The 21,820-nt window shown below is 59.9% G+C and carries 20 protein-coding genes; 13 read left to right on the top strand and 7 right to left on the bottom strand.

Translation table 11 applies throughout. The annotated features are described in order from the left end of the window. Positions 1–79 precede the first annotated feature (79 nt). Positions 80–2,167: a dipeptide ABC transporter ATP-binding protein gene (locus ACR0NJ_RS15300; protein ID WP_480817998.1), complete on the top strand. Its 2,088-nt coding sequence runs from the start codon at positions 80–82 to the stop codon at positions 2,165–2,167. A 61-nt stretch (positions 2,168–2,228) separates the two neighbouring features. Here ACR0NJ_RS15300 and ACR0NJ_RS15295 read toward each other — a convergent pair whose 3' ends face one another. Continuing rightward, a complete protein-coding gene (locus ACR0NJ_RS15295; protein ID WP_480817997.1) occupies positions 2,229–2,807 on the bottom strand; it encodes a lytic transglycosylase domain-containing protein in 579 nt (192 codons plus the stop codon). 204 nt (positions 2,808–3,011) lie between these two features. Between ACR0NJ_RS15295 and ssb the strand changes: the two genes are divergently transcribed. Together ssb and ACR0NJ_RS15285 are read left to right on the top strand one after the other, a co-directional pair. Further along, complete coding sequence (gene ssb, locus ACR0NJ_RS15290) at positions 3,012–3,500, top strand: single-stranded DNA-binding protein (protein ID WP_480817996.1); 489 nt, start codon at positions 3,012–3,014, stop codon at positions 3,498–3,500. A gap of 18 nt (positions 3,501–3,518) precedes the next feature. Continuing rightward, entirely contained in the window at positions 3,519–4,589 is a 1,071-nt protein-coding gene (locus tag ACR0NJ_RS15285) for a site-2 protease family protein (RefSeq protein ID WP_480817995.1), read from the top strand. 11 nt (positions 4,590–4,600) lie between these two features. On the opposite strand, the gene aroB is transcribed toward ACR0NJ_RS15285, so the two are convergent. Together aroB and ACR0NJ_RS15275 are read right to left on the bottom strand one after the other, a co-directional pair. Beyond that, positions 4,601–5,713 carry a 3-dehydroquinate synthase gene (aroB, locus tag ACR0NJ_RS15280; RefSeq protein WP_480817994.1) on the bottom strand — a complete coding sequence of 371 codons (1,113 nt, stop codon included), beginning with the start codon at positions 5,711–5,713 and terminating at the stop codon, positions 4,601–4,603. Further along, positions 5,714–6,301, bottom strand: coding sequence for a shikimate kinase (locus ACR0NJ_RS15275; RefSeq protein WP_480817993.1), 588 nt, complete (start codon positions 6,299–6,301; stop codon positions 5,714–5,716). A gap of 79 nt (positions 6,302–6,380) precedes the next feature. On the opposite strand from ACR0NJ_RS15275, the gene ACR0NJ_RS15270 reads away from it, so the two are divergent. The 9 genes from ACR0NJ_RS15270 (at position 6,381) to ACR0NJ_RS15230 (ending at position 17,930) form a co-directional block, all read left to right on the top strand. Further along, a complete protein-coding gene (locus ACR0NJ_RS15270) occupies positions 6,381–6,530 on the top strand; it encodes a hypothetical protein (protein WP_480610367.1) in 150 nt (49 codons plus the stop codon). After that, on the top strand, positions 6,520–8,046 hold the full coding sequence (locus ACR0NJ_RS15265) for a hypothetical protein (protein WP_480817992.1): 1,527 nt from the start codon (positions 6,520–6,522) through the stop codon (positions 8,044–8,046). The genes ACR0NJ_RS15270 and ACR0NJ_RS15265 overlap by 11 nt, the downstream gene beginning before the upstream one ends. Beyond that, the gene (locus ACR0NJ_RS15260) at positions 8,043–8,996 is read left to right on the top strand and encodes a tyrosine recombinase (RefSeq protein WP_480817991.1); all 954 of its coding nucleotides are present in this window, start codon (positions 8,043–8,045) and stop codon (positions 8,994–8,996) included. The genes ACR0NJ_RS15265 and ACR0NJ_RS15260 overlap by 4 nt, the downstream gene beginning before the upstream one ends. Before the next feature lie 63 nt (positions 8,997–9,059). Then, positions 9,060–10,367 (top strand): HlyC/CorC family transporter, encoded by a 1,308-nt coding sequence (locus ACR0NJ_RS15255; protein WP_480817990.1) that lies wholly within the window; start codon positions 9,060–9,062, stop codon positions 10,365–10,367. A 106-nt stretch (positions 10,368–10,473) separates the two neighbouring features. Then, positions 10,474–12,891 (top strand): GcvT family protein, encoded by a 2,418-nt coding sequence (locus ACR0NJ_RS15250; RefSeq protein WP_480817989.1) that lies wholly within the window; start codon positions 10,474–10,476, stop codon positions 12,889–12,891. A 31-nt stretch (positions 12,892–12,922) separates the two neighbouring features. Continuing rightward, the gene (locus ACR0NJ_RS15245) at positions 12,923–13,522 is read left to right on the top strand and encodes a nucleotidyltransferase family protein (protein ID WP_480817988.1); all 600 of its coding nucleotides are present in this window, start codon (positions 12,923–12,925) and stop codon (positions 13,520–13,522) included. A gap of 749 nt (positions 13,523–14,271) precedes the next feature. After that, a complete protein-coding gene (locus ACR0NJ_RS15240; protein ID WP_480817987.1) occupies positions 14,272–15,708 on the top strand; it encodes a DegQ family serine endoprotease in 1,437 nt (478 codons plus the stop codon). A 178-nt stretch (positions 15,709–15,886) separates the two neighbouring features. Then, a complete protein-coding gene (locus ACR0NJ_RS15235) occupies positions 15,887–16,567 on the top strand; it encodes a response regulator transcription factor (protein WP_480817986.1) in 681 nt (226 codons plus the stop codon). Between the two features lie 49 nt (positions 16,568–16,616). Beyond that, positions 16,617–17,930 (top strand): sensor histidine kinase, encoded by a 1,314-nt coding sequence (locus tag ACR0NJ_RS15230; protein ID WP_480817985.1) that lies wholly within the window; start codon positions 16,617–16,619, stop codon positions 17,928–17,930. Here ACR0NJ_RS15230 and ACR0NJ_RS15225 read toward each other — a convergent pair. The 3 genes from ACR0NJ_RS15225 to ACR0NJ_RS15215 are packed head-to-tail and all read right to left on the bottom strand — an operon-like array spanning position 17,927 to position 20,667. Next, complete coding sequence (locus tag ACR0NJ_RS15225; RefSeq protein ID WP_480817984.1) at positions 17,927–18,394, bottom strand: CYTH domain-containing protein; 468 nt, start codon at positions 18,392–18,394, stop codon at positions 17,927–17,929. The genes ACR0NJ_RS15230 and ACR0NJ_RS15225 overlap by 4 nt on opposite strands. Next, positions 18,391–19,146 (bottom strand): ParA family protein, encoded by a 756-nt coding sequence (locus ACR0NJ_RS15220; protein ID WP_480817983.1) that lies wholly within the window; start codon positions 19,144–19,146, stop codon positions 18,391–18,393. Before ACR0NJ_RS15220 ends, ACR0NJ_RS15225 begins: the two co-directional genes overlap by 4 nt. A 3-nt stretch (positions 19,147–19,149) precedes the next feature. Further along, on the bottom strand, positions 19,150–20,667 hold the full coding sequence (locus ACR0NJ_RS15215; protein ID WP_480817982.1) for a CHAD domain-containing protein: 1,518 nt from the start codon (positions 20,665–20,667) through the stop codon (positions 19,150–19,152). A 256-nt stretch (positions 20,668–20,923) separates the two neighbouring features. Between ACR0NJ_RS15215 and ACR0NJ_RS15210 the strand changes: the two genes are divergently transcribed. Beyond that, entirely contained in the window at positions 20,924–21,271 is a 348-nt protein-coding gene (locus ACR0NJ_RS15210; RefSeq protein ID WP_480817981.1) for a TfoX/Sxy family protein, read from the top strand. A gap of 57 nt (positions 21,272–21,328) precedes the next feature. On the opposite strand, the gene ndk is transcribed toward ACR0NJ_RS15210, so the two are convergent. Then, positions 21,329–21,751: a nucleoside-diphosphate kinase gene (gene ndk, locus ACR0NJ_RS15205; protein ID WP_008757405.1), complete on the bottom strand. Its 423-nt coding sequence runs from the start codon at positions 21,749–21,751 to the stop codon at positions 21,329–21,331. Positions 21,752–21,820 lie beyond the last annotated feature (69 nt).

Below are 21,820 nucleotides of genomic sequence, written 5' to 3'. Positions count from 1 at the left end.
GGGGGCTCTGCCCCCGGACCGCCGGGATATTTTTAGCCAGATGAAGGGGATCCCCCGGACTCTCGCGAGGAGTAACAAGATGAACAAACTGGCGGATTATGACGGGCCTATTCTGGAGATCGACAAGCTTTCGATTTCCTTCTTTACCCGGTTGAGGGAAATTCCCGCTGTTATGGATTTCTCGGTCAGCGTGCAGCCGGGTGAGGCTGTGGGGCTGGTGGGTGAATCCGGGTGCGGTAAATCCACCGTGGCGCTGGGCGTCATGCAGGATCTCGGCAAGAACGGGCGCATCGTTGGCGGTTCGATCAAGTTCAAAGGGCGTGATCTGGGCGAGATGACGACCGAGGAGTTGCGCGACATTCGTGGCAATGAGATCGCGATGATCTATCAGGAGCCTATGGCCTCGCTGAACCCGGCGATGAAGATTGGCAAGCAGCTGATGGAAGTCCCGATGATCCACGAGGGCGTTGGGCAGGAAGAGGCCTATGCCCGCGCGCTGGAAGTGGTGACCGATGTGCGCTTGCCTGACCCAGAGCGGATGCTGAATTCGTTCCCGCATCAGTTGTCGGGTGGTCAACAACAGCGGATCGTGATCGCGATGGCACTGATGTCGAAACCGGCGCTTTTGATTTTGGACGAGCCCACAACAGCGCTGGACGTGACGGTTGAGGCCGCCGTGGTCGAACTGGTCAAGGATCTAGGCAAGAAATACGGCACTTCGATGCTGTTTATCTCGCACAATCTGGGGCTGGTTCTGGAAACCTGCGACCGGCTGTGTGTGATGTATTCCGGCGAGGCGGTCGAGCGCGGCTCGATCCATGATGTGTTCGACGAGATGCAGCATCCTTATACGCAGGCGCTGTTCCGCTCGATCCCCCTGCCGGGCGCCGACAAGAATGCGCGCCCGCTGGTGGCGATTCCGGGGAACTTCCCGCTGCCGCATGAGCGTCCGCCGGGTTGTAACTTTGGCCCGCGCTGTGACTATTTCGAAGAAGGCCGCTGTGACGCGCAGAACATTCTGATGGAGGCTGTGCCCGGCAATGATCGTCACCACACGCGGTGTCTGAAGTTTAAAGAGATCGACTGGAACGCGCCGATCACCGTGGGCGAACAGAAGGAGAAGGCCGAGATTGGTCGTACGGTCCTGAAAATGGACAACCTCAAGAAATACTATGAGGTGGCCGCGAACGCTCTGTTCGGCGGTGGTGCAACGAAAGTGGTCAAGGCCAACGAGACGCTGAGTTTCGAGGCACATGAATCGGAAACACTTGCCATCGTGGGTGAATCCGGCTGCGGCAAGTCGACCTTTGCCAAGGTTCTGATGGGTTTGGAAACGGCCACGGACGGGCAGATTCTGCTGGACAACCGCAACATCGAAGCGGTGCCCATCGAAGAACGTGATGCCAAGACCGTGGGCGAGGTTCAGATGGTTTTCCAGAACCCGTTTGACACGCTGAACCCGTCGATGACGGTGGGGCGGCAGATCATCAGGGCGTTGGAAATCTTCGGTGTCGGCAACTCCGAGGCCGAGCGCAAGAAGCGGATGCTTGAGCTTCTGGATCTAGTGAAGCTGCCCCGCGCCTTTGCCGACCGGATGCCGCGCCAATTGTCAGGCGGGCAGAAACAGCGGGTCGGCATCGCGCGCGCCTTTGCGGGTGACGCGCGGATTGTTGTGGCGGACGAGCCGGTGTCGGCGCTGGATGTGTCCGTGCAGGCCGCCGTCACCGACCTGCTGATGGAGATTCAGCGCGAGCACAAGACCACGCTGCTGTTCATCAGCCACGATCTGTCGATTGTGCGCTACCTCAGCGACCGGGTGATGGTGATGTATCTGGGCCATGTGGTCGAACTTGGGACAACGGATCAGGTGTTCGCACCGCCCTACCACCCCTATACCGAAGCGCTGCTGAGCGCGGTTCCCATCGCGGATACCTCGATTGAGAAAGAACATATCGTTCTGGAAGGCGACATTCCGTCGGCGATGAATCCGCCTCCGGGGTGTCCTTTCCAGACGCGGTGTCGTTGGAAATCGGAAGTGCCAGATGGCCGGTGTGAATCGGATGTGCCTCCGGTCAAGACGTTGGCGGAAGGGCATCAGGTCAAATGCCACCTGGCCGAAGATATCCTTGCGCGCATGGAACCGGTTATCAAAATCGCAGCCGAGTAACGGCGCAAACGAAAAGGACCAGCCCCTGCGCTGGTCCTTTTTCATTGAACGGGGCTACGTGTCAGCCGCCCCAGATGACCCGAACGTAATTCTGCGTTTCTTTGTAGGGTGGAATCCCACCATGCTTTTCAACAGCTTTCGGGCCCGCGTTATAGGCGGCCAACGCCAGTTTCCATGATTTGAACTTGCGGTACTGCCACGACAGATAGCGCGCGCCGCCCTCAAGGTTTTGTTTGGGGTCATGCGGGTTCACACCCAACAGTTCGGCCGTCTGCGGCATAAGCTGCGCCAGCCCCAACGCCCCTTTGTGCGACTTAGCATGCGGGTTCCAGCCGCTTTCCTGCTGAACGAGGCGCAAGAACAGGTCCTCTGGCACGCTGTGCAGACGTGCGGCATTGCGGGCCAGTGCCAGATATTCCCCCCGATACTTGCCGGTGTAGCGCTTGTTGAACGTGCTCTGGGACGTCTTCGGCTTCAGACGCGCGGAATCGCGGTATTGCGTTGCGGCGCGGCCATCCAGAACCTTGGCTTGCTTTAGAAAAATGTCCTTGCGACTTTTCGAGGACAGCGTTTCAGCCTGCACCGGGCCATTCGCCAGCGCAAAACACGCAACCGTAAAACCAACTACCAGAGATCGCATAAATGCCTATCCTGCCCGTTCAAAAACCAGTCGGAGTATAGGTATTCCAACTAAAAATGAAAGCTTGGTAAAGGCCACCCTAAGAAATCAGCCTGAAGGTGTGGCCATCAACCATGTTTTAACCAAGTTGCAGGCCGTATAGGGTCGCTCTGAAACACAGCGCCAGATTCGGCGCATTCTATGTAGAACAGAACGGGGAAATACATGGCAGGCTCAGTAAACAAGGTCATTCTGGTGGGCAATCTTGGCCGCGATCCCGAAGTCCGGTCGTTCCAAAACGGAGGCAAAGTGTGCAACCTGCGCATCGCTACATCCGAGACCTGGAAGGACCGGAACACGGGCGAACGGCGCGAGCGGACGGAATGGCACTCGGTCGCCATCTTCTCGGAACCGCTGGCCCGTATCGCCGAGCAATACCTGCGCAAGGGCAGTAAGGTCTATATCGAGGGCCAGTTGGAAACCCGCAAATGGCAGGATCAATCGGGTCAGGACCGGTACTCGACCGAGGTTGTGCTGCGCCCCTATCGTGGCGAGCTGACCCTGCTGGACAGCCGCGGTGAAGGCGGCGGCGGTCAGTCAGGCGGATATGGCGGCGGTCAGGCTGGTGGTGGCTACGGCGATCCCTATGGCGGCCAATCCAGCTCACCCGCACCGGCCTCGGGCGGAATCGACGACGATGAGATTCCGTTCTAACCGAAACGGAGACAAAACATGACATGGTCCTTCTCACTCGGCCGCCTGCTTGGCTCCGAACTGAGGGTCCATGTCACCTTTTTCCTGCTTTTGGCCTGGATCGGATTTGCCGCCTATAACAACGGCGGCTGGCCTGCGGCGGTTGAAAACCTGCTGTTTGTTCTTCTGCTTTTTGCCTGCGTCGTGGCGCATGAATTCGGTCACGCGCTGATGGCGCGGCGCTATGGCATCAAGACCCCCGACATCACCCTGCTGCCCATCGGCGGGCTGGCGCGGCTGGAGCGGATGCCGGACAATTCGATGCAAGAGGTCTGGGTGGCGCTGGCCGGGCCTGCCGTCAATATCGTCATATGGCTTGTGCTGGTCGTTCTTGGTGCTGGCGCGCCTTTCGAGACCATTACCCAGATCGACTCGCCCAATGCAGGGTTCCTGAACCGGCTGGCCTATATCAACCTGCTGCTGGCGGCGTTCAATATGATCCCCGCCTTCCCGATGGATGGGGGCCGTGTGTTCCGCGCGTTGTTGTGCCTGCGGATGGACCGGGTCAAGGCCACCCGCGTCGCCGCTTTGGGTGGGCAGGTTGTAGCCGTCGGTCTCGGGTTTTTGGGGCTGAGTTCCGGCAACCCGATCCTCGTTCTGATCGCGGTTTTTGTGTTCATTGCGGCCAATGCCGAAAGTCAGGATGTCGCGCTGCGGTCCGTAGCGCGCCGCGTTCTGGCGCGGGATGCCATGATCACCGAATTTCACGCCCTGTCACCCGAGGACACGCTAAGCACGGCGGCGCAGGCCGTTATTCACACGACCCAGCACGAGCTTCCTGTTCTGGATGCCGAAGGTCTGCTGCTCGGATTCGTGACCCGTGACCGCTTGTTTGCAGCGCTGGCAGGGGATCACCCACGCTCGGACCCGGCGACGTCGATCATGGTCACAGAAATTCCGCAAGTCGCCCTGACGGCCGGGTTGGAAACTGTTCTCAAAGGATTGCACAGAGGCGCCCCGGCTATCGCCGTTCTCAGCCGGACGGGACGGATGGTCGGGTATATCACGCGCGAGAATATCGGTGAGTTGATGGTGATCCGGGGACGTTAGGCGCGCCTTGATCAGGCCGATGCCAAAGCATCCTGCAGCACCGACAGAACCGCGTCGCGCGGCACATCCGAGGTCACAAAGGCCTGCCCGATCCCCCGCGCCAGAATGAACCGCAACTGCCCGTCAACAACCTTCTTGTCCTGCGCCATCAGGTCAACCAACGCCTCGGCCCCCGGCAAGTCGCCGGGGATATCAGCCAGATCGGTTTTCATCCCCATCGCCCGCAAATGCGCCCGAACACGGCTGGGGTCTTCCTGCGAACATAGACCCAGGCGCGAGGACAACTCGAACGCCAAAGCGCAACCGATGGCCACTCCTTCACCGTGCAGCAGCCGGTCGGAATACCCTGTCGCGGCTTCGAGCGCGTGGCAAAATGTATGGCCCAGGTTCAGCAACGCCCGGTCGCCCTGCTCGGTCTCATCCCGCGCCACGATGTCGGCCTTCATCTGGACAGAGCGGGTCACGGCCTGAACACGCGCGGCCATGTCGCCCGAGGACAAAACTGGGCCATTGGCTTCAAGCCATTCGAAGAACTCGGCATCGCCCAGCAGGCCGTATTTGACGACCTCGCCATAGCCCGCAAGAAAATCCCGCGCGGTCAGGGTACCCAAAACGGATGTATCCGCCAAAACCAGAGAGGGTTGGTGAAACGCCCCGATCAGGTTCTTGCCCTGCGGCGCGTTGATGCCGGTCTTGCCGCCCACGGAACTGTCGACTTGCGCCAACAGAGACGTAGGCACCTGCACAAACCGCACCCCGCGCCGCATCACCGCCGCCGCAAACCCCACGAGATCGCCGATGACACCGCCGCCAAGAGCAACAACAACGTCGCGACGCTCGATTTTTTCCGCCAGCAGCCACTCGACGGCGCGTTCGAAATGCGGCCAGCTTTTGGTGGCCTCCCCAGCGGGCAGAGTCAGCGATGTCATCTCAATTCCAGCCGTCGCTAGGCCGTCGCGCAACGCGTCCAGATGCAGCTTGGCCACGTTTTCGTCCGTCAGAACCGCCACTTTGGGCCGATGCAGCAACGGCGCAATCCGTGCGCCCGCGTCTGCCAGCAAATCGGGCCCGATTTCAACGCCATACGAGCGTTCACCCAGCTCAACATGTACGGTCTGATGCATTTATTTCCGTTCCAAAACGTCAGGGCGCGCGGTCAGGGCCTGCAGCACCCGCTCTACCATATTGTCAATCGAAACCTCCCCGTCCGAGAGAACCGTCAGATCGGCCTCGGCATAGATCGGGACGCGCGCCTCATACAAGCCTTTGAGCGTGGCGTAAGGATCAGGTGTGCGCAGCAAGGGTCGCGTGTCCTTGTGGCGCACCCGGTTCCACAGCACGTTCAGGTCCGCCCGCAACCAGACCGATGCCCCGCGCTGGGTGATCATGCGCCGGTTTTTCTCGGACAGAAACGCACCTCCACCCGTCGATAGGATGCCTTTTTCCTCATCTAGCAGCCGACCGATGATCTGAGATTCCTTGCTGCGAAAAAAGGGCTCGCCATCGCGTTCGAATATTTCAGGGATGGTCATGTTGGCAGCCGATTCGATCTCGGCATCGCTGTCGAGGAAGGGCACGCCAAGCCGCGCGGCCAGCGCCCGGCCTACCGCTGTTTTTCCGGCGCCCATCATGCCCACCAGAACCACGGTTTTGTGCAGATCAAAACCGGGCCGTGTGTCCGCTGAGTGAGTGTTATGCTTTATTTCGCTCATTTAACCGTGAATGACGTGATCTTGGAAAAAATGCCAGTTATAACTTGGTCAAAATCAAAAATTGAGGCAGCGTGGCGCCATGGGCCGTCTGATCAAGTTCCTGATATATATCATTTGCCTGGGGTTCATCGGGCTGGTGGGCTATGCCTATCTCGGCCCGTTTTTCGGCGCGGATTTTTCGGCTCCGCAGGGCGAAATCCGCGAACCGGTCACGCTGGATGTCGACTAAGCACGCACTGCTGGCGCTCTTTCTGGCCGGACCGGCATTTGGGCAAGAGCCGCTGTCGGCCATCGACTGGCTGACGAATCCGCCAGAAAACTTGCCCGGTACGGTGCTGCTTGAGCCGCCCGTGACCCAGAACGGCGGTCAGCCGGATGTTGAGGTCACGCCGCTTGAGGCGCTGTCGCAACCCTTGGGGCTGGTGTCTTCGTCGGTGACGGGCCTGCCCGTGAATTTGTGGCAAGGCAGCGACCCCGAGCGTCTGGCCGAGCTGATTGCGCGCGTTCCCGTCAAGTACAACCCGGCCATGCAGCGCCTGCTGTTCACGCTGTTGCTGACCGAGGCACGGTCTCCCGGTGGGCCGGGTGCCGAAGAAATCCTGCTTCTGGCCCGCCTCGACCGTCTGATTCAGCTTGGCGCTGCGGACCCCGTTCAGTCGCTGGTGCAACTCGCGGGCCCCACAAATTCGCAAGAACGGTTCCGGCGCTGGTTTGACGCCACGCTTCTTACCGGAGACGAGGACCGCAGCTGTACCGCCCTGACCGCTCAACCACATCTGTCCGATGACTACGCCGCGCAGATTTTCTGCAAGGCTCGTCGGGGGGATTGGGCCTCGGCCGCGTTGACGCTGGAAGCGGCCCATGCGCTGGAGATTCTACCGCCCGAGGAACTGGACCTGCTGGACCGTTTCCTCAGCCCCGAACTGTTCGAGGATGCGGCCTATCTGCCGCAACCGGACAACCCCGACCCGCTCAGCTTTCGCCTGTTCGAAGCGATAGGGGAACGCCTGCCCTCTGCCCCGCTGCCGCGCGCGTTCGCCAACGCGGACTTGCGCGATGTAGCCGGGTGGAAAGCCCAGATCGAAGCAGCCGAGCGTCTGACCCGGATCGGCGCGCTGACGCCAAACCAGTTGCTCGGCCTTTACACTGAACGTGACCCGGCGGCCTCTGGCGCGGTTTGGGATCGGGTTGCAGCGGTTCAGCGTTTTGAAAACGCGCTGAACACCCGCAACCCCGAGGCCATTGGCAAAACCCTTCCCGGCGTTTGGCAACAGATGCGCAGCGCCGGGCTTGAGGTCGCCTTTGCGGAGCTCTTTGCCGAGCCGCTGTTTGACCTGACCCTTCCAATGCCGGACGCCGAAAATCTGCGCTGGCAGGTTCTGATGCTCTCCGACCTCTACGAGCAGGCCGCGTTGGAGCCGCCCGACGGCTCGATCGAAACGCAGTTTCTGGCCGCGCTGGCACAGGGCGATCCCGCCCGCGCGCCATCACCTTCGCCAACGGCGGACGCGGTTGCCGAGGGGTTTGCCTGGGCCGCGCCGATCCCGTCGGACATTGAAGCGCTGCTGGCGAATGGACAACTGGGCGAAGCCATTCTGGAAACCATGCACCTGTTCGCCCACGGCGCGCGCGGCAATCTGGTCGATCTAACCGCTGCCATCGCCACCTTGCGCCGTGTCGGTCTGGAAGACACCGCCCGTCGTGCAGCTTTGAACCTGCTGATCCTGCAGGACCGCCGGTTGTGACCGCCCCAGCCACGCCAGACTTGTGGATATCCACTTTTCTTCAGGCGCAAGCCGCCGAGTTGGGCGCGGCCAACAACACGTTGCTGGCCTATGGGCGGGACCTGAAAGACTTTGCCGCTTGGTTGAAGTGCCGCAAGACCGGTTTTGATCAGGCCGACCGGGACCAGATCGAAGCCTATCTAATCGACTGCGACGCTCAGGGCCTGTCCCGATCTACCCGCGCGCGGCGATTGTCGGCGATTAAACAGTTGTACCGATTTGCGTTCGAAGAAGGCTGGCGCGAAACCAACCCCGCCATTCAGATCAAGGGACCGGGTCGGCAGAAACGGCTGCCCAAAACGCTGGATGTCCCCGAGGTTGACCGGCTTCTGGCCGCCGCTCGCGAAACCGGGCGCAGCCCGGCGGATCGGGTGCGCAACACCTGCCTGATGGAACTGCTATATGCCACCGGCATGCGCGTTACCGAGCTTGTGTCCCTGCCGGTTTCATCCGCGCGGGGCGACCCACGGATGCTGCTGGTTCTGGGCAAAGGCGGCAAGGAACGGATGGTTCCCCTCTCCCCGCCCGCCCGCGATGCGCTGGCGGATTGGCTGGAAACCCGCGACAAGGCCGAGGATCAGGCGGTTGAGAAAGGCGGGCAACGGTCTCGGTTCCTGTTTCCATCGCGAGGAAAATCCGGGCACCTGACGCGGCACATGTTCTTTCTCTTGATCAAGGAACTGGCAGTTCATGGCGGCGTTTCCCATGAAAAAGTCACCCCACACACCCTGCGCCACGCCTTTGCAACGCATCTGCTGGCCAACGGTGCGGACCTGCGGTCGATCCAGACCCTTCTGGGTCATGCCGATGTCGCCACCACCGAAATCTACACCCATGTTCTGGATGAACGGCTGGCCGAACTTGTGCTAGAGCATCACCCGCTGGCGAAAGACCCTGACACTAAGGGCTAACCCCTTGATCCGGCGGGGCCGCATCCCCATAACGGTTGCACGAACTCGAACAAACAAGGACCGATGGAACCCACATCCTCTCTGATCGACGGCGCGTTCTGGCTTACCACAGGCGCCATTCTGCTTTTGCTTGTCCTGTCAGGCTTTTTCTCGGGATCAGAAACAGCTTTGACCGCATCGTCGCGCGGTAAGCTGCGCGCGCAAGCCGACAAGGGCTCTCGCGGGGCCAAGAAAGCGCTTGAGATTACCGATGATAACGAGCGGCTGATCGGCTCGGTCCTGCTGGGCAACAACCTGGTGAACATCCTCGCGGCCTCGCTGGCGACGGCGCTGTTCACCCGGCTGTTCGGCGAAAGCGGCGTGGCGCTGGCCACGCTGGTCATGACCCTGCTGGTTCTGATCTTTGCCGAAGTTCTGCCCAAGACCTACGCGATCACCAATTCAGAAAAAGCCGCTGCCGCAGTTGCGCCGATCATCGGCGTTGTCGTTACCGTTTTCTCGCCGATCGTTGCTGCAGTTCGTCTGTTGGTGCGCGGCGTTCTCAGCCTGTTTGGCGTCAAGATCGACCCCGACAGCAATATCCTTGCCGTGCGTGAGGAAATCGCCGGGGCGCTGCAGCTTGGCCATTCCGAAGGCGTGGTCGAAAAGGAGGACCGCGACCGTATCCTTGGCGCGCTTGATCTGGGCGACAGAGCGGTCGAGGAAATCATGTTGCACCGTTCGAACATCGAAATGATCGACGCCAGCGCGCCGCCCGAGGATATTCTGGAACAATGTCTGGAAAGCCCTCATACCCGCCTGCCCGTGTTCCGGGATGAGCCCGAAAACATTGTGGGAGTTGTACATGCCAAGGACCTGTTCCGCGCCATGTACGCACAGGTGGGCGGCGCTGACGGGGATACGGACAAGCTGAAATCCTTTGACATCTCGAAGGTGGCGAATGATCCGTATTTCGTGCCCGAGACCACCACTCTGGACGATCAGATGCGGGAATTCCTGCGCATGCACAGCCATTTTGCGCTGGTCGTCGACGAATACGGCTCGCTGCGCGGGTTGATTACGCTGGAAGATATTCTGGAAGAAATCGTAGGTGAGATTGCCGACGAGTTCGACATCGACGAAGAAGTTCCGGTGACACGCACCGACGACGGTCAGTATCTGGTCGAAGGTGCCATGACGATCCGCGACGTGAACCGTGCGATGGAATGGTCCCTGCCGGATGATGAGGCCAACACACTGGCCGGTCTGGTCATCCACGAGGCGCAGATGATCCCGGTGGTCGGACAGGTGTTTTCCTTCCACGGCTTCCGCTTCGAAGTGACCTCGCGCGAAGGCAATCGGGTGACGGGCCTGAAGATTCGGCCTCTGTAACGGTTGGCGACGCGACCGCCGCCTTCCTGCGACATGTTTTGTCGGTTTTCGTCTTGCATCAACAGTCCCGCCGATCAGACTGGCCAAAAATCTGACGGAGGCAGCTATGAAACTGGAAACCCGCGTGGCGGTCATTGGCGGCGGTGTTGTTGGCTGCTCTGTCCTTTATCACCTGACGAAACTCGGCTGGTCGGACGTGATGCTGCTGGAACGGTCCGAGTTGACCAGCGGCTCGACATGGCACGCGGCGGGCGGGTTTCACACGCTGAACGGCGACACCAATATGGCGGCGCTGCAGGGGTACACGATCCGTCTGTACAAGGAACTGGAAGAGATCACCGGCATGTCTTGCGGCCTGCACCATGTGGGCGGGGTGACGCTGGCCGACAATCAGGACCGGTTCGACATGCTGTTGGCCGAGCGTGCCAAGCACCGGTTCATGGGGTTGGAAACAGAAATCGTCGGCCCGGACGAGATCAAGAAGATCGCGCCGATCACCAATACAGACGGTATCATAGGCGCGCTTTTCGATCCGCTGGACGGGCACCTTGATCCTTCGGGCACCACGCATGCCTATGCTAAGGCCGCGCGGATGGGTGGGGCGACGATCGAAACGCATTGCATGGTGCGCGAAACCAATCAACGCCCCGACGGCACTTGGGATGTGGTCACCGAAAAGGGCACCATCCACGCTGAACATATCGTCAACGCAGGCGGCCTTTGGGCGCGCGAGGTTGGTGCGATGGCGGGCATCTATTTCCCTCTGCACCCGATGGAGCACCAATACTTGGTTACGGACTCAATCCCTCAGATCGAAGCGATCATCGACGCGGGTGGCGAGCACCCGCATGTGATGGACCCCGCCGGGGAAAGCTATTTGCGGCAGGAAGGGCGCGGCTTGTGCATCGGCTTTTACGAACAGCCCTGCAAACCCTGGGCCGTCGATGGCACACCTTGGGAGTTCGGGCACGAGCTGCTGCCCGACGACTACGACAAGATCACCGACAGTATCGAGTTCGCCTATCGCCGATTTCCGGTTCTGGCCGAGGCCGGGGTGAAATCGGTGATCCACGGGCCGTTTACCTTTGCGCCGGACGGGAACCCTCTGGTTGGGCCGGTGCCGGGGGTGCGGAACTACTGGTCCGCCTGCGGCGTGATGGCCGGGTTCAGTCAGGGCGGTGGCGTCGGGTTGACGCTGGCACAGTGGATGATCGAGGGCGAACCGGAACGGGATGTCTTTGCCATGGACGTGGCGCGGTTCGGCGACTGGATCAGCCCCGGCTATACCCGCCCCAAAGTGATCGAAAACTACCAAAAACGGTTCAGCGTCGTCTACCCGAACGAGGAACTGCCCGCCGCACGCCCAAACCGCACCACCCCGATGTACGACATCTTCAGCGACATGGGTGCGGTCTGGGGCCAACAATATGGGCTCGAGGTGCCAAACTATTTCGCGCAGGACGATGAACCGGGTTATGAAACCCCGTCCTTCCGCCGCTCGGACGCGTTTGAGGCGACGGGCCGCGAAGTCCGGGCGGTGCGTGAGGGCGTCGGGATCAATGAGGTCCACAATTTCGGCAAATACCGTATCACCGGGCCGGGCGCGCGCGACTGGCTGGATCGGGTCATGGCGGGGCGTATCCCTCAGCCGGGTAGAGTATCTCTGACCCCGATGCTGTCCCCCAAGGGCAAGCTGATCGGCGATTTCACCGTTTCCTGCCTAAGCGAGACATGCTTCCAACTCACCGCCTCTTACGGCAGTCAGGCGTTCCACATGCGCTGGTTCCAGCAGAACGAGCAGCCGGGTGTGTCGGTCGAAAATATCTCGGACCGGCTGAACGGCTTCCAGATCGCAGGGCCAAAAGCCGCTGAGGTTCTGAGCGCCTGCACCCGCGAGGATGTTTCAACGCTGCGGTTTCTCGACGTGCGTCCCATGACTGTTGGCATGACCGACTGCATCGTGCAGCGGGTCAGCTACACCGGCGATCTGGGGTATGAGATCTACTGCGATCCGATGGCTCAGCGGCAATTGTGGTGGACGCTGTGGCAGGCCGGTGAACCTCATGGCATGGTGCCCTTTGGCATGCGAGCCATGATGTCCTTGCGTCTGGATAAGTTCTTTGGCTCGTGGATGCGAGAGTTTTCGCCCGACTACACGGCGGCGGAAACGGGGTTGGACCGGTTCATCTCATTCTCCAAAAACGCCGATTTCATCGGGCGCGCGGCGGCAGAGGCCGAACGTGCAGCCGGAACCACCCGCAAACTGGTCGCCTTTGACGTCGATGCGGACGACGCGGACGTGAACGCCTACGAGCCAATCTGGCTGGACGGCGCGGTTGTCGGGTTCTGCACGTCAGGCGGGTATTCTCATTTCGCCGGGAAATCCATCGCGATGGGGTTCCTGCCAACCGAACGCGCCGTCGATGGGTTGGAGGTGGAGATCGAAATCCTCGGCCAGATGCGCAAGGCCCGAGTGATTTCGACCCCTCTGTTTGACGCAGATGGCGCGCGTATGAGGGGATGACTTCCCTCCTTGTCAGGGGCATGTTGGCGGAATGAGCGAGATACCCGTTATCCTTCTGGCCGCCGGTCAATCGCGCCGCATGGGCGGGGCGGACAAGCTGATGCAAGAGGTCAGCGGTATGTCACTGATCCGGCGCTCGGCAATTGCAGCCAGTGCCGTTGGCCCGGTGATCGTCGCCTTGCCCCCGGCCCCGCACCCGAGGCACGACGCGCTGGGTGATCTTGGAGTTCTAAGGGTACCAATCCCCGACGCTGCCGAAGGGATGAACGCCAGCCTGCGCGGCGCACTAGCGCATGTTCCGCCAGACGCCCCGGCAGTGATGGTGCTGCTGGCGGATCTACCGGAGCTGACCGCCGGGGATCTGACCGCCGTCCTGCGATCCCGCATAACGCACCCAGACCACCTGATCTGGCGTGGGGCAACCGAAGATGGCAAACCCGGTCATCCTGTCCTGTTTGATCAAAGCCTGATTGGCGAGTTGTCCCGGCTACAGGGCGATGACGGCGCGCAAGCCGTGGTGCGGGCACGTAAGGACCAGGTCCATCTCCACCACCTGCCCGGACGCAACGCGCTGCTGGACCTCGACACGCCCGAAGACTGGGCGGCTTGGCGCGCAAGTCGCGCCCCTTAAATGAACACGGCCCGGTCGTTTCCGACCGGGCCGGTTGCCCAACACAGGACTACCACTTTTCACCAATCCCAAAAGCACAACCAGATCACCACGCAGGTGTACTGGTCAATCCGCTGCTGAACCGAAACAAGACCCCCTCGTTAACATGCCGCTAGCGCTTTTTAGACTGAGCTAGCCGTTGGCACCCCCTAGCGCCTTCGACTCCCCCTTACTTGGGCAAAATCATCCTCACCGATCCGAGGTTTCGAAACAACGTAAAATTGGATGAAACAGGTAAGTTTGACGAAAGGTGTTTGGCATTTGCGCAACATCTTGCCAGATGCAACACTACTTTAAGGAGAGTTGTATTTTTGAGTGCGCAACGATAACGGCCAATATGCGCAAACTTTTGCTCAGCATTGAAAACAAAAGGAGAGGTTTAACGGTGGCCCTCTAAAGATACGCGCAACTGCATACAATCCAAAGATGAACTACCCAAACCACCCAAGGGCACCGCTTCGTTTGTCAACCAAACTGATTTAATTCAACGTTTTTGAAAATTTGACACCGATTTCGGCAACAATTCTCCGATTCGGATGCCGAAATTACGGCGAAACGAACGAATCCACGATCGTCACCGCCGCCACAGGACAGGGCCTTTGTGGCGAAATTAAGATTTCTTAATGGAGCAGTCAGGAAAGACTCAGCTTTGACGGGCATCTCCGTTTCAACGCGCGGCTGCAATCGCGCGGTACATACAGGAGACACACATGAGCATCCGTAAATCCCCGCTTCTTTTGCCGCGCACGTCCAACTGGGTCGGCGCCGGTGCATTAGGGGCCGCCATGCTGGCCACGACCGCCCTGCCCTCGATGGCGGATGAGGCGCTGGCCGATCTGGTCGAAAGCGTCTCGCCTTCGGTCGTGACCATTATCGCCGAACAAAACACCGCGCCTGCACCCGCGCAGGGACAGAATTTCGATTTCGAAGGACACCCGTTCGGAGAGTTCTTCAAGCGCTTTGGCGGCCCGGAAGGGTTCAATACGCCCGAGCGCGGCCCCGCGCAGGGCCTTGGTTCAGGCTTCGTTCTGGATGAGGCCGGTTACATCATCACCAACCACCACGTGGTCGACAACGCCTCGGTCATCACGGTTCGGCTGAACGATGACCGCACATTCGAGGCCGAGGTGATCGGCACCGACCCGCTGACCGATATCGCCGTGCTGAAAATCGACGCCGGTGAAACCCTGCAGGCCGTTGAAATGGGTGACAGCGAAGTCATCCGCGTTGGCGAAGATGTGGTGGCCATCGGCAACCCGTTCGGTTTGAACTCGACCGTGACCACCGGCATCGTTTCGGCCAAGGGTCGCAACATCTCGCAGGGGCCCTACGCCGAGTTTATCCAGACCGATGCGGCCATCAACAAAGGCAACTCGGGCGGTCCGCTGTTCAACATGGAAGGCGAAGTAATCGGCGTGAACTCGGCCATTTACTCGCCCAGCGGCGGTTCGGTCGGGCTGGGTTTTGCGGTGACATCGAACATCGTCGAACATATCGCAGCCGACCTGCGCGATGATGGTCAGGTCAGCCGCGGCTGGCTGGGTGTCTCGATCCAGAATGTCAGCCCGGAACTTGCCGCAGCACTGGGCATCGACACGTCCGCAGGGGCGTTGGTGGCCGAGGTGGTCTCGGGCAGCCCGGCAGATGGCGTGCTGCAACAGGGCGACGTGATCCTGACGTTCAACGACAAGGATGTCGATTCAAGCAGCGACCTGCCCTTGCTGGTCGGCACCACCAAGGTGGGCACCGACAGCACGGTAACCGTCCTACGCGACGGCAAGCAGCAACAGCTTGAGCTGACGATCGGTCAGTATCAGACGGCCTCGGCCGACACGGATACCGCTGTTGACGCCAACGTCTCGGGCACATCCCTTGGCGTCACCGTCGCCCCCCTGACCGACGCGTCCCGCGCCGAGATGGGTGTTGGTGAAAACATCGACGGCGTGGTCGTGACCGAGTTGAAGCCCGACAGCCCTGCCGCCAAAGCGGGCCTGCAACGCGGCGACGTGATCGTGAAATTGGGCAACCAGGACACCTTTACGCCGGATGCGCTGAAGGCGGCGCTGGACAGCGAGAAAACCGATCCGGCCCTGGTGCTGATCAATCGCGGCGGCAACCAGATCTTTGTTGCGGTGGAAGTCGCCTAAACGAAGACCCGCGCGTGCCACTTGATGGGGAAATCTGGCGCGCGCCTCCCCGGCGGTTTGACTTGTCCGCGATCCGCCGGGTTGCCGGGTGCGTTCTCCGCACCCGGCAAGAGCTTTGGTAAATCATGTGCTTTGACTGAAATTTGTGTTTAAATCCCGGTAGAAAGGAACCCGCATCATGAGCCGACGTCTGCTTATCGTTGAAGATGACGAAGATACTCGGGACTTCATCGCCAAGGGTTTTAGCGAAGAAGGCTATGTGGTCGAGGTCGCCGCAGATGGCCGCGAGGGCCTGTATCACGCGACCGATGGCGGGTTCGACGCTGTGGTGCTGGACCGGATGCTGCCGGGACTGGACGGGTTGTCCTTGATCAAGTCCATGCGCGCGGCAGGTCTGAAAACCCCGGTTCTGATGCTGACCGCGATGAGCGCGGTTGATGAGCGGGTCAAGGGCCTGCGGTCGGGGGCTGACGATTACTTGGTAAAGCCGTTCTCGTTTCAGGAACTGCACGCGCGGATCGAGGCCTTGTTGCGCCGCCCTCAAGAATCCGAGGAGACGCCGACGCTCACCTGCAAAGACCTTGAGATGGACTTGCTGACGCGCAAAGTCACCCGCGACGGGCGCGAGATCACGCTGACCCCGCGCGAGTTTCAGATCCTCGAATTTTTCCTGCGCCGCAAGAACCGCGTCGTCTCGCGCACGATGCTATTGGAGGGCGTCTGGGACTACCATTTCGACCCCAACACCAATGTCGTGGACGTACATATCTCGAAGCTGCGCCGCCAGTTGGATGAAGGTGGAGAGATGCAGTTGATTGAAACCGTGAGGGGTGCGGGTTACATGATGTCTGATGGATAACCTACGGCTTTCCCTAAATAATTCGCGAACAAGGCTCGTCGTCGCCAGTATGGTGCTTAGCACCTTTCTGACGGCGACGGTTTTGGCTTTGGTCTATGTAACCGCCAATCGTAGTATTGAATCCGAAACCCGCTCGGTCGTGTCGGCAGAACTGACCGGGCTGGCTGATGAGTACGAACGACGCGGATTGATCGGCCTGATCACGGCCATAGAACGCCGCCTGCCAAGCGCGTCGGAACGGGACGCGATGTACCTTCTGACCGACCGAAGCGGCACATCGCTGGTCGGCAACCTGAAAAGCTGGCCCGCCAATATCGCCGCAGGCAGCGGGTGGGTCGAACTGGATGTGCGCCGCGCAGAGGATGACCAACTGGTACCGGTCTCTGCCGCCTCCATCCGCCTACCCGGCGGCGAGCGTTTGCTGGTGGGACGCGACGCAATCGCGCGCCAGCAGTTTGACCGGGTCCTTTTGCGTTCAGTGGCGCTGGCGCTTGGCATTGCGCTGGTTCTGAGCGTTTTGACTGGCTGGCTGTTCACGCGGCTTGTCTTTTCGCGACTGTCCGACATCGCCAGCACTGCTGAAAACATCGTCTCGGGCGATCTGTCCCGGCGCATGCCGATGCGGGGAACCGGGGATGAGTTCGATCAGGTCGCGGGAACGCTCAACAACATGCTTGACCGGATCGAGGAGCTAATCAGCAACCTGCGCACCACATCGAACTCAATCGCCCATGACCTACGCTCGCCCCTGTCCCGCCTGCGGCAACGGGTCGAGGCCCTGTCCGATCCGGGCAAAAGCGATCTGGATCGCGAGGTCGACATCGCCCGCGCGACCGGGGAAATCGACCATGTTCTGCGGGTTCTGGGGCAACTCACCGATATCTCTCGGGCCGAAGCCGGGCTAGGGCGCGAACAATTCGAGCTAGTAGATTTGCAGCAACTGGTCAGCGATGTCGTTGAACTCTACGACCCTGTGGCGGCGGATAAAGGAATCGCGCTCGAGGTCTTTGGACAGGTCGAACCCATACAGGGCCACCGCCCCCTGCTGTCGCAGGCGCTGTCCAACCTGCTGGAAAATGCGATGCGCTATGCGCCACAGGATACGGCGATCACGATCTCAATCACCCGCGATGGCGACTTCACCCGCCTGAGCGTCCGGGACCGGGGCCCCGGCGTGCCCGAGAAAGACCTGCAGCAGTTGCAAATGCCCTTCGTCACCCTCGATCCGGCCCGGACCGAGCGCAACGCGGGTCTTGGACTGGCGCTTGTGGCCGCCATTTCGCGCATGCACGGGGGTGCGTTTTCCGCGCGTAACTGCGATCCGGGGCTTGAGACGACGATCAAGCTGGCAAACCAGCCCTAGGCTGGAACACCTTTGATCGCCATCGTCTTGTTTTTATAGCGTTTATCCGACGTCACATCCGCGCCGAACCAGTCGGGCGGCTGGAAATCCAGCGCCTCGGGTTCGGAGGTGAATTCCACCTCGACCAGACATAACGGCGCGAGATCCCCCTGAAACACATCCAACTCAAACGTCCGACCATCCGGCAGTTGGCTGGTGAACCGTTCCTTCGCAACCCGGCGGCCCTCGGTTTCCGGCCAGAACGTCTGGAACTGTTCGTGGGACAGTTCGGCCTCACGCTCGACCCGAACCAGCCCCCCTGCACCTTTGAGGGTCAGGAAATAACGCTCGCCCTTCTGGCGCAGGCGCAGTTCAGTCGAGTCGTCCGGGGCCGTCAGATAGCCCTGACGTACCAGCGCCTTATCCGCGTCTTCCAGATCCGGAAGGCGTGCCACCAGAAACTTACGTTCAATTTCCGTGCTCATTTGGACGAAGTCACTCCGTTTTCAAGTTCGTCAAACAGCGCCTGATAGGCCGCGCTGGCGGCACTGCGCCGGGCATAGGTGCTGACCGGCGCGCGGTGTTGACCCATCTTTTCGATATCCGCCGCAAATGGGATTGCCGTCTGCAGAAAGCGCTTGCGGTACAGCTTGCGCATCTTTTTCATCGTTTCCTGATGCAAAACCTTGCGCACCTGCACCATCGAGAAAAAGGCGCGCAGCTTTTTCTTGCGCAAGTTGTGCTCGGCGAAGAAGCTGACCAGTTGATCGAAAGTCCGCTCGGACAGGGTTGTCGGAATGACGGGAACAACGATTTCATCGGCGGCTTTGAAAATGTTCTCGGACAGAGTCGAGAAGTTGGGCGGGCAGTCCAGAATGATCACGTCATAGTCGCTCCCAGCCGCGATCAGAGCCTTTTTCAGACGCGATCGCTTGTTACGCATCCGAGACAGGAAGACATCGAAATCGCGGAATGTCAGATTCGCGGGAAGCACATCCAGCCCTTCGAAATCGCTCGCCCGGATCGCATTTGTAAACCGTTTGACGTCTTCAAAAAACCGGGCATCTGTCAGCTTTTTCGAAGGCTTGACCCGAAAGTAAAACCCCGACGCGCCCTGCGGATCAAGATCGCACAGCAGAACCTGTTGACCCGCCTGCGCATAGGCATACGCCAAATTCACCGAGGTCGCGGTTTTGCCAACACCGCCCTTGTTGCTGTAACAGGCAATGATCTTCATCCATCACTCCTTTTCATCGTGAAACAGGCTGCGGAAAAGCTGCCGTATGTCCGGGCTGTCGAACTGCTGGAAATTCGCAATCACGCGTCCGCGTTCTGCCTTTTGGCGCTGATCCAGCACCGCAATCAGCCCGCCTGCGGCCAGGCCAAGCTGGGCCTCGACCCGGCCCTGGGCGTTGCTTTGCTGTGATATGAAATCCAGCAACGCTTCTTGTTGAACGGAATAGTCGTTGAAAAGACCAAGATTATCCTGCAGCTTTTTCAGCGGCTTGATGATCGACTTGAAACCTTTGGCATCGAACAACGGGGCAAAGAACTCCATCAAATAGCGCAGCTTCTTGCAGTCAATCCGCAGGTCGTGCACGACTTGATCCGGCGTCTCCTCAGAGATGCTGCGGGCCAGTTTGCAGACCCTGCGGTATCGTTTCCATATCAGGGCGCAGGCATAATCATACGCAGCGCGGTTTGCATTAGGCCCCGGCTCTACCGTTTGGGTATCTTTGAACAGGTGGGCGAGGTCTTCCATGGTGGCATTGTAAGCCTCACTGCGTAACCGGCGGGACAGGCGGGATAACTCTTGCGCCCGTTCTTTCTCGAACCGGTTGAACATCACCTGCACACCAGCATGAAGGTTCGGCGGTATAAGGCTGAAATACATGTCCTTTTCCAGCAGATACACATCCAGGTCGCGCACCCGGCCGGTCGCCGCCATCACGTCGGAAAAGACACGTTTCAATTCAGCCGTTTGGTGGTCTGAGAAGACCCCCTTGAACAGACTCAGGACCGAGCGAATGCGCCGCAGAGAAACGCGATAATCGTGCAGGAATTCAGTATCAATGTCGGCAATCACGCCGCTTTCGTTTTGGCGCGCAACAGACAGATATGTATGAATAATATCCGTCGCCACTTGTATCGAAGGCTCATCCTTGCCTAAGGGGATTTCGGGTTTGGCCTGATAAGGCTCCGTCCCCGGAAAAAGCCCCCGAAACACCCCCTCGATCACGCCATTGTCCGCAGACAATCCTTCGAGCACGCCGTGAACTTCGGCAAAAGCCCGGTCATACCCCCTCAGCTTTTGAATTCGGATGATTGTAACCTGCCCGGTGTCCGATCTGATTGTCAGCAATTGACCGCGCACTTGCGTCTTTTGTAGGTCGTCCAGAATGGACAGGGCATTTTCCTCGATCTCCGCGGCCCCGATCACCATCAGGGCGCGCAAGGTTGGAAACCCTTTCAACGCATCGCGTACTGGGCCAGAGGGCAAGTCCTGCACAAAGCGACCAGCACCCTTCGCCCTTTGAACCCTAGTCTGGCCATTAGCCTGCAGCAATTTAAGGGTCCCTGCAGCCTCGATAAGAACCTTGCCGGTTTTGCGCAGGGACTGATCGTGACAATCCAGAAACCGGCACGGTTTGGGCGCTGTCGGCGCTTCCGTCCGAATAGACATATTCGTCAGCGACCCAGCAAAAGCTGCTTCATCAAACACGCCCGGGATGACAAAGAACCCGTCTGTTTTTTGCATTACGACGTGCCCTTCCCCGAAGCCTCAAGATAGTCTTAACCGATCTTCCGAACGCTCGTTCCCGTTTCAATCGCCCGCAGAATGGGCGCGATGGGGTCTTATCATCCAACCTGAGCATCTTGTCTTCGACATCCGGACCTCGGTTGACTGCGTGAAGTCATGAAATCGCAATTCCCACACATCGGCAAGATGATTTAAACGAGGGCGAACCGTCTGCGCGGATGACACTCGACCGACGGCCCGTTAAGACAAGCGTATGTCCAATCCTGTCTCATCCATCCGAAATCTTGGCCCGGCCTTTGAACAGGCCTGCGCCCGCGCCGGTATCCACTCTGCCGAAGACTTGCGCGAGTTGGGTGCGGATGCAGCCTATGCCCGGTTGCTTCAAGCTGGGACCAGGCCGCATTTCATCGGCTACTACGTTCTGGTAATGGGCCTGCAGGGCCGCCCGTGGAACGACTGTAAAGGCGATGAGAAAAAGGCGTTGCGCCAAAGGTTTGACGCCATAAAGGCCAACACCCGCCCTGCCCCGCAAAGCAAGATGATCTCGGATCTGGACGCTGTTGGCGTGCGCGTGTCGCCGGGCGATCTCAAGCCGGTCTAGGCACGAAAAAGGCCGCCCCCGGCAGGAGCGGCCCAATCATTTCATCGGCGCGGTGGCTTAGCCGACCAGTTCGATGCCCGAGAAGAAATAGGCGATCTCAACCGCAGCCGTTTCCGGCGCGTCCGAACCGTGAACCGAGTTTTCACCAACCGATTCAGCGAACTCGGCGCGGATGGTGCCGGGGGCTGCGTCTGCGGGGTTGGTTGCGCCCATCACTTCGCGGTTCTTGGCAATGGCGCCTTCGCCTTCCAGAACCTGAACAACGACCGGAGCCGACGACATGAATTCGCACAGTTCGTCGTAGAACGGACGCTCGGCGTGCACGTCATAGAACTTGCCCGCTTGCGCCTTGGTCATGTGGATGCGCTTTTGCGCAACGATGCGCAGGCCGGCTTCTTCGAACTTGGCGTTGATCTTGCCAGTCAGGTTGCGGCGGGTTGCATCGGGTTTGATGATCGAGAATGTGCGTTCCAGTGCCATGTCGGCCTCTCCTTCGTGTTTGGCGCAGCGCGCCGAAATCCATCGCGCGCCGCCTAACATGGTCTGCGG

The sequence above is a fragment of the Ruegeria sp. F11 genome, from assembly GCF_056533855.1.
This window is presented reverse-complemented; position numbering and strand designations above follow the sequence as displayed.

Excerpts from the sequence above, each read along its gene's own strand:
- ssb (WP_480817996.1), top strand. The coding sequence starts at position 3,012 with ATGGCAGGCTCAGTAAACAAGGTCATTCTGGTGGGCAATCTTGGCCGC.
- ACR0NJ_RS15235 (WP_480817986.1), top strand. The coding sequence starts at position 15,887 with ATGAGCCGACGTCTGCTTATCGTTGAAGATGACGAAGATACTCGGGAC.
- ACR0NJ_RS15265 (WP_480817992.1), top strand. The coding sequence starts at position 6,520 with ATGTCGACTAAGCACGCACTGCTGGCGCTCTTTCTGGCCGGACCGGCA.
- ACR0NJ_RS15270 (WP_480610367.1), top strand. The coding sequence starts at position 6,381 with ATGGGCCGTCTGATCAAGTTCCTGATATATATCATTTGCCTGGGGTTC.
- ACR0NJ_RS15240 (WP_480817987.1), top strand. The coding sequence starts at position 14,272 with ATGAGCATCCGTAAATCCCCGCTTCTTTTGCCGCGCACGTCCAACTGG.
- ACR0NJ_RS15295 (WP_480817997.1), bottom strand. The coding sequence starts at position 2,807 with ATGCGATCTCTGGTAGTTGGTTTTACGGTTGCGTGTTTTGCGCTGGCG.
- ACR0NJ_RS15285 (WP_480817995.1), top strand. The coding sequence starts at position 3,519 with ATGACATGGTCCTTCTCACTCGGCCGCCTGCTTGGCTCCGAACTGAGG.
- ACR0NJ_RS15250 (WP_480817989.1), top strand. The coding sequence starts at position 10,474 with ATGAAACTGGAAACCCGCGTGGCGGTCATTGGCGGCGGTGTTGTTGGC.
- ACR0NJ_RS15300 (WP_480817998.1), top strand. The coding sequence starts at position 80 with ATGAACAAACTGGCGGATTATGACGGGCCTATTCTGGAGATCGACAAG.
- ACR0NJ_RS15245 (WP_480817988.1), top strand. The coding sequence starts at position 12,923 with ATGAGCGAGATACCCGTTATCCTTCTGGCCGCCGGTCAATCGCGCCGC.
- ACR0NJ_RS15255 (WP_480817990.1), top strand. The coding sequence starts at position 9,060 with ATGGAACCCACATCCTCTCTGATCGACGGCGCGTTCTGGCTTACCACA.
- ACR0NJ_RS15225 (WP_480817984.1), bottom strand. The coding sequence starts at position 18,394 with ATGAGCACGGAAATTGAACGTAAGTTTCTGGTGGCACGCCTTCCGGAT.
- ACR0NJ_RS15230 (WP_480817985.1), top strand. The coding sequence starts at position 16,617 with ATGGTGCTTAGCACCTTTCTGACGGCGACGGTTTTGGCTTTGGTCTAT.
- ACR0NJ_RS15275 (WP_480817993.1), bottom strand. The coding sequence starts at position 6,301 with ATGAGCGAAATAAAGCATAACACTCACTCAGCGGACACACGGCCCGGT.
- ACR0NJ_RS15215 (WP_480817982.1), bottom strand. The coding sequence starts at position 20,667 with ATGCAAAAAACAGACGGGTTCTTTGTCATCCCGGGCGTGTTTGATGAA.
- aroB (WP_480817994.1), bottom strand. The coding sequence starts at position 5,713 with ATGCATCAGACCGTACATGTTGAGCTGGGTGAACGCTCGTATGGCGTT.
- ACR0NJ_RS15210 (WP_480817981.1), top strand. The coding sequence starts at position 20,924 with ATGTCCAATCCTGTCTCATCCATCCGAAATCTTGGCCCGGCCTTTGAA.
- ACR0NJ_RS15220 (WP_480817983.1), bottom strand. The coding sequence starts at position 19,146 with ATGAAGATCATTGCCTGTTACAGCAACAAGGGCGGTGTTGGCAAAACC.
- ndk (WP_008757405.1), bottom strand. The coding sequence starts at position 21,751 with ATGGCACTGGAACGCACATTCTCGATCATCAAACCCGATGCAACCCGC.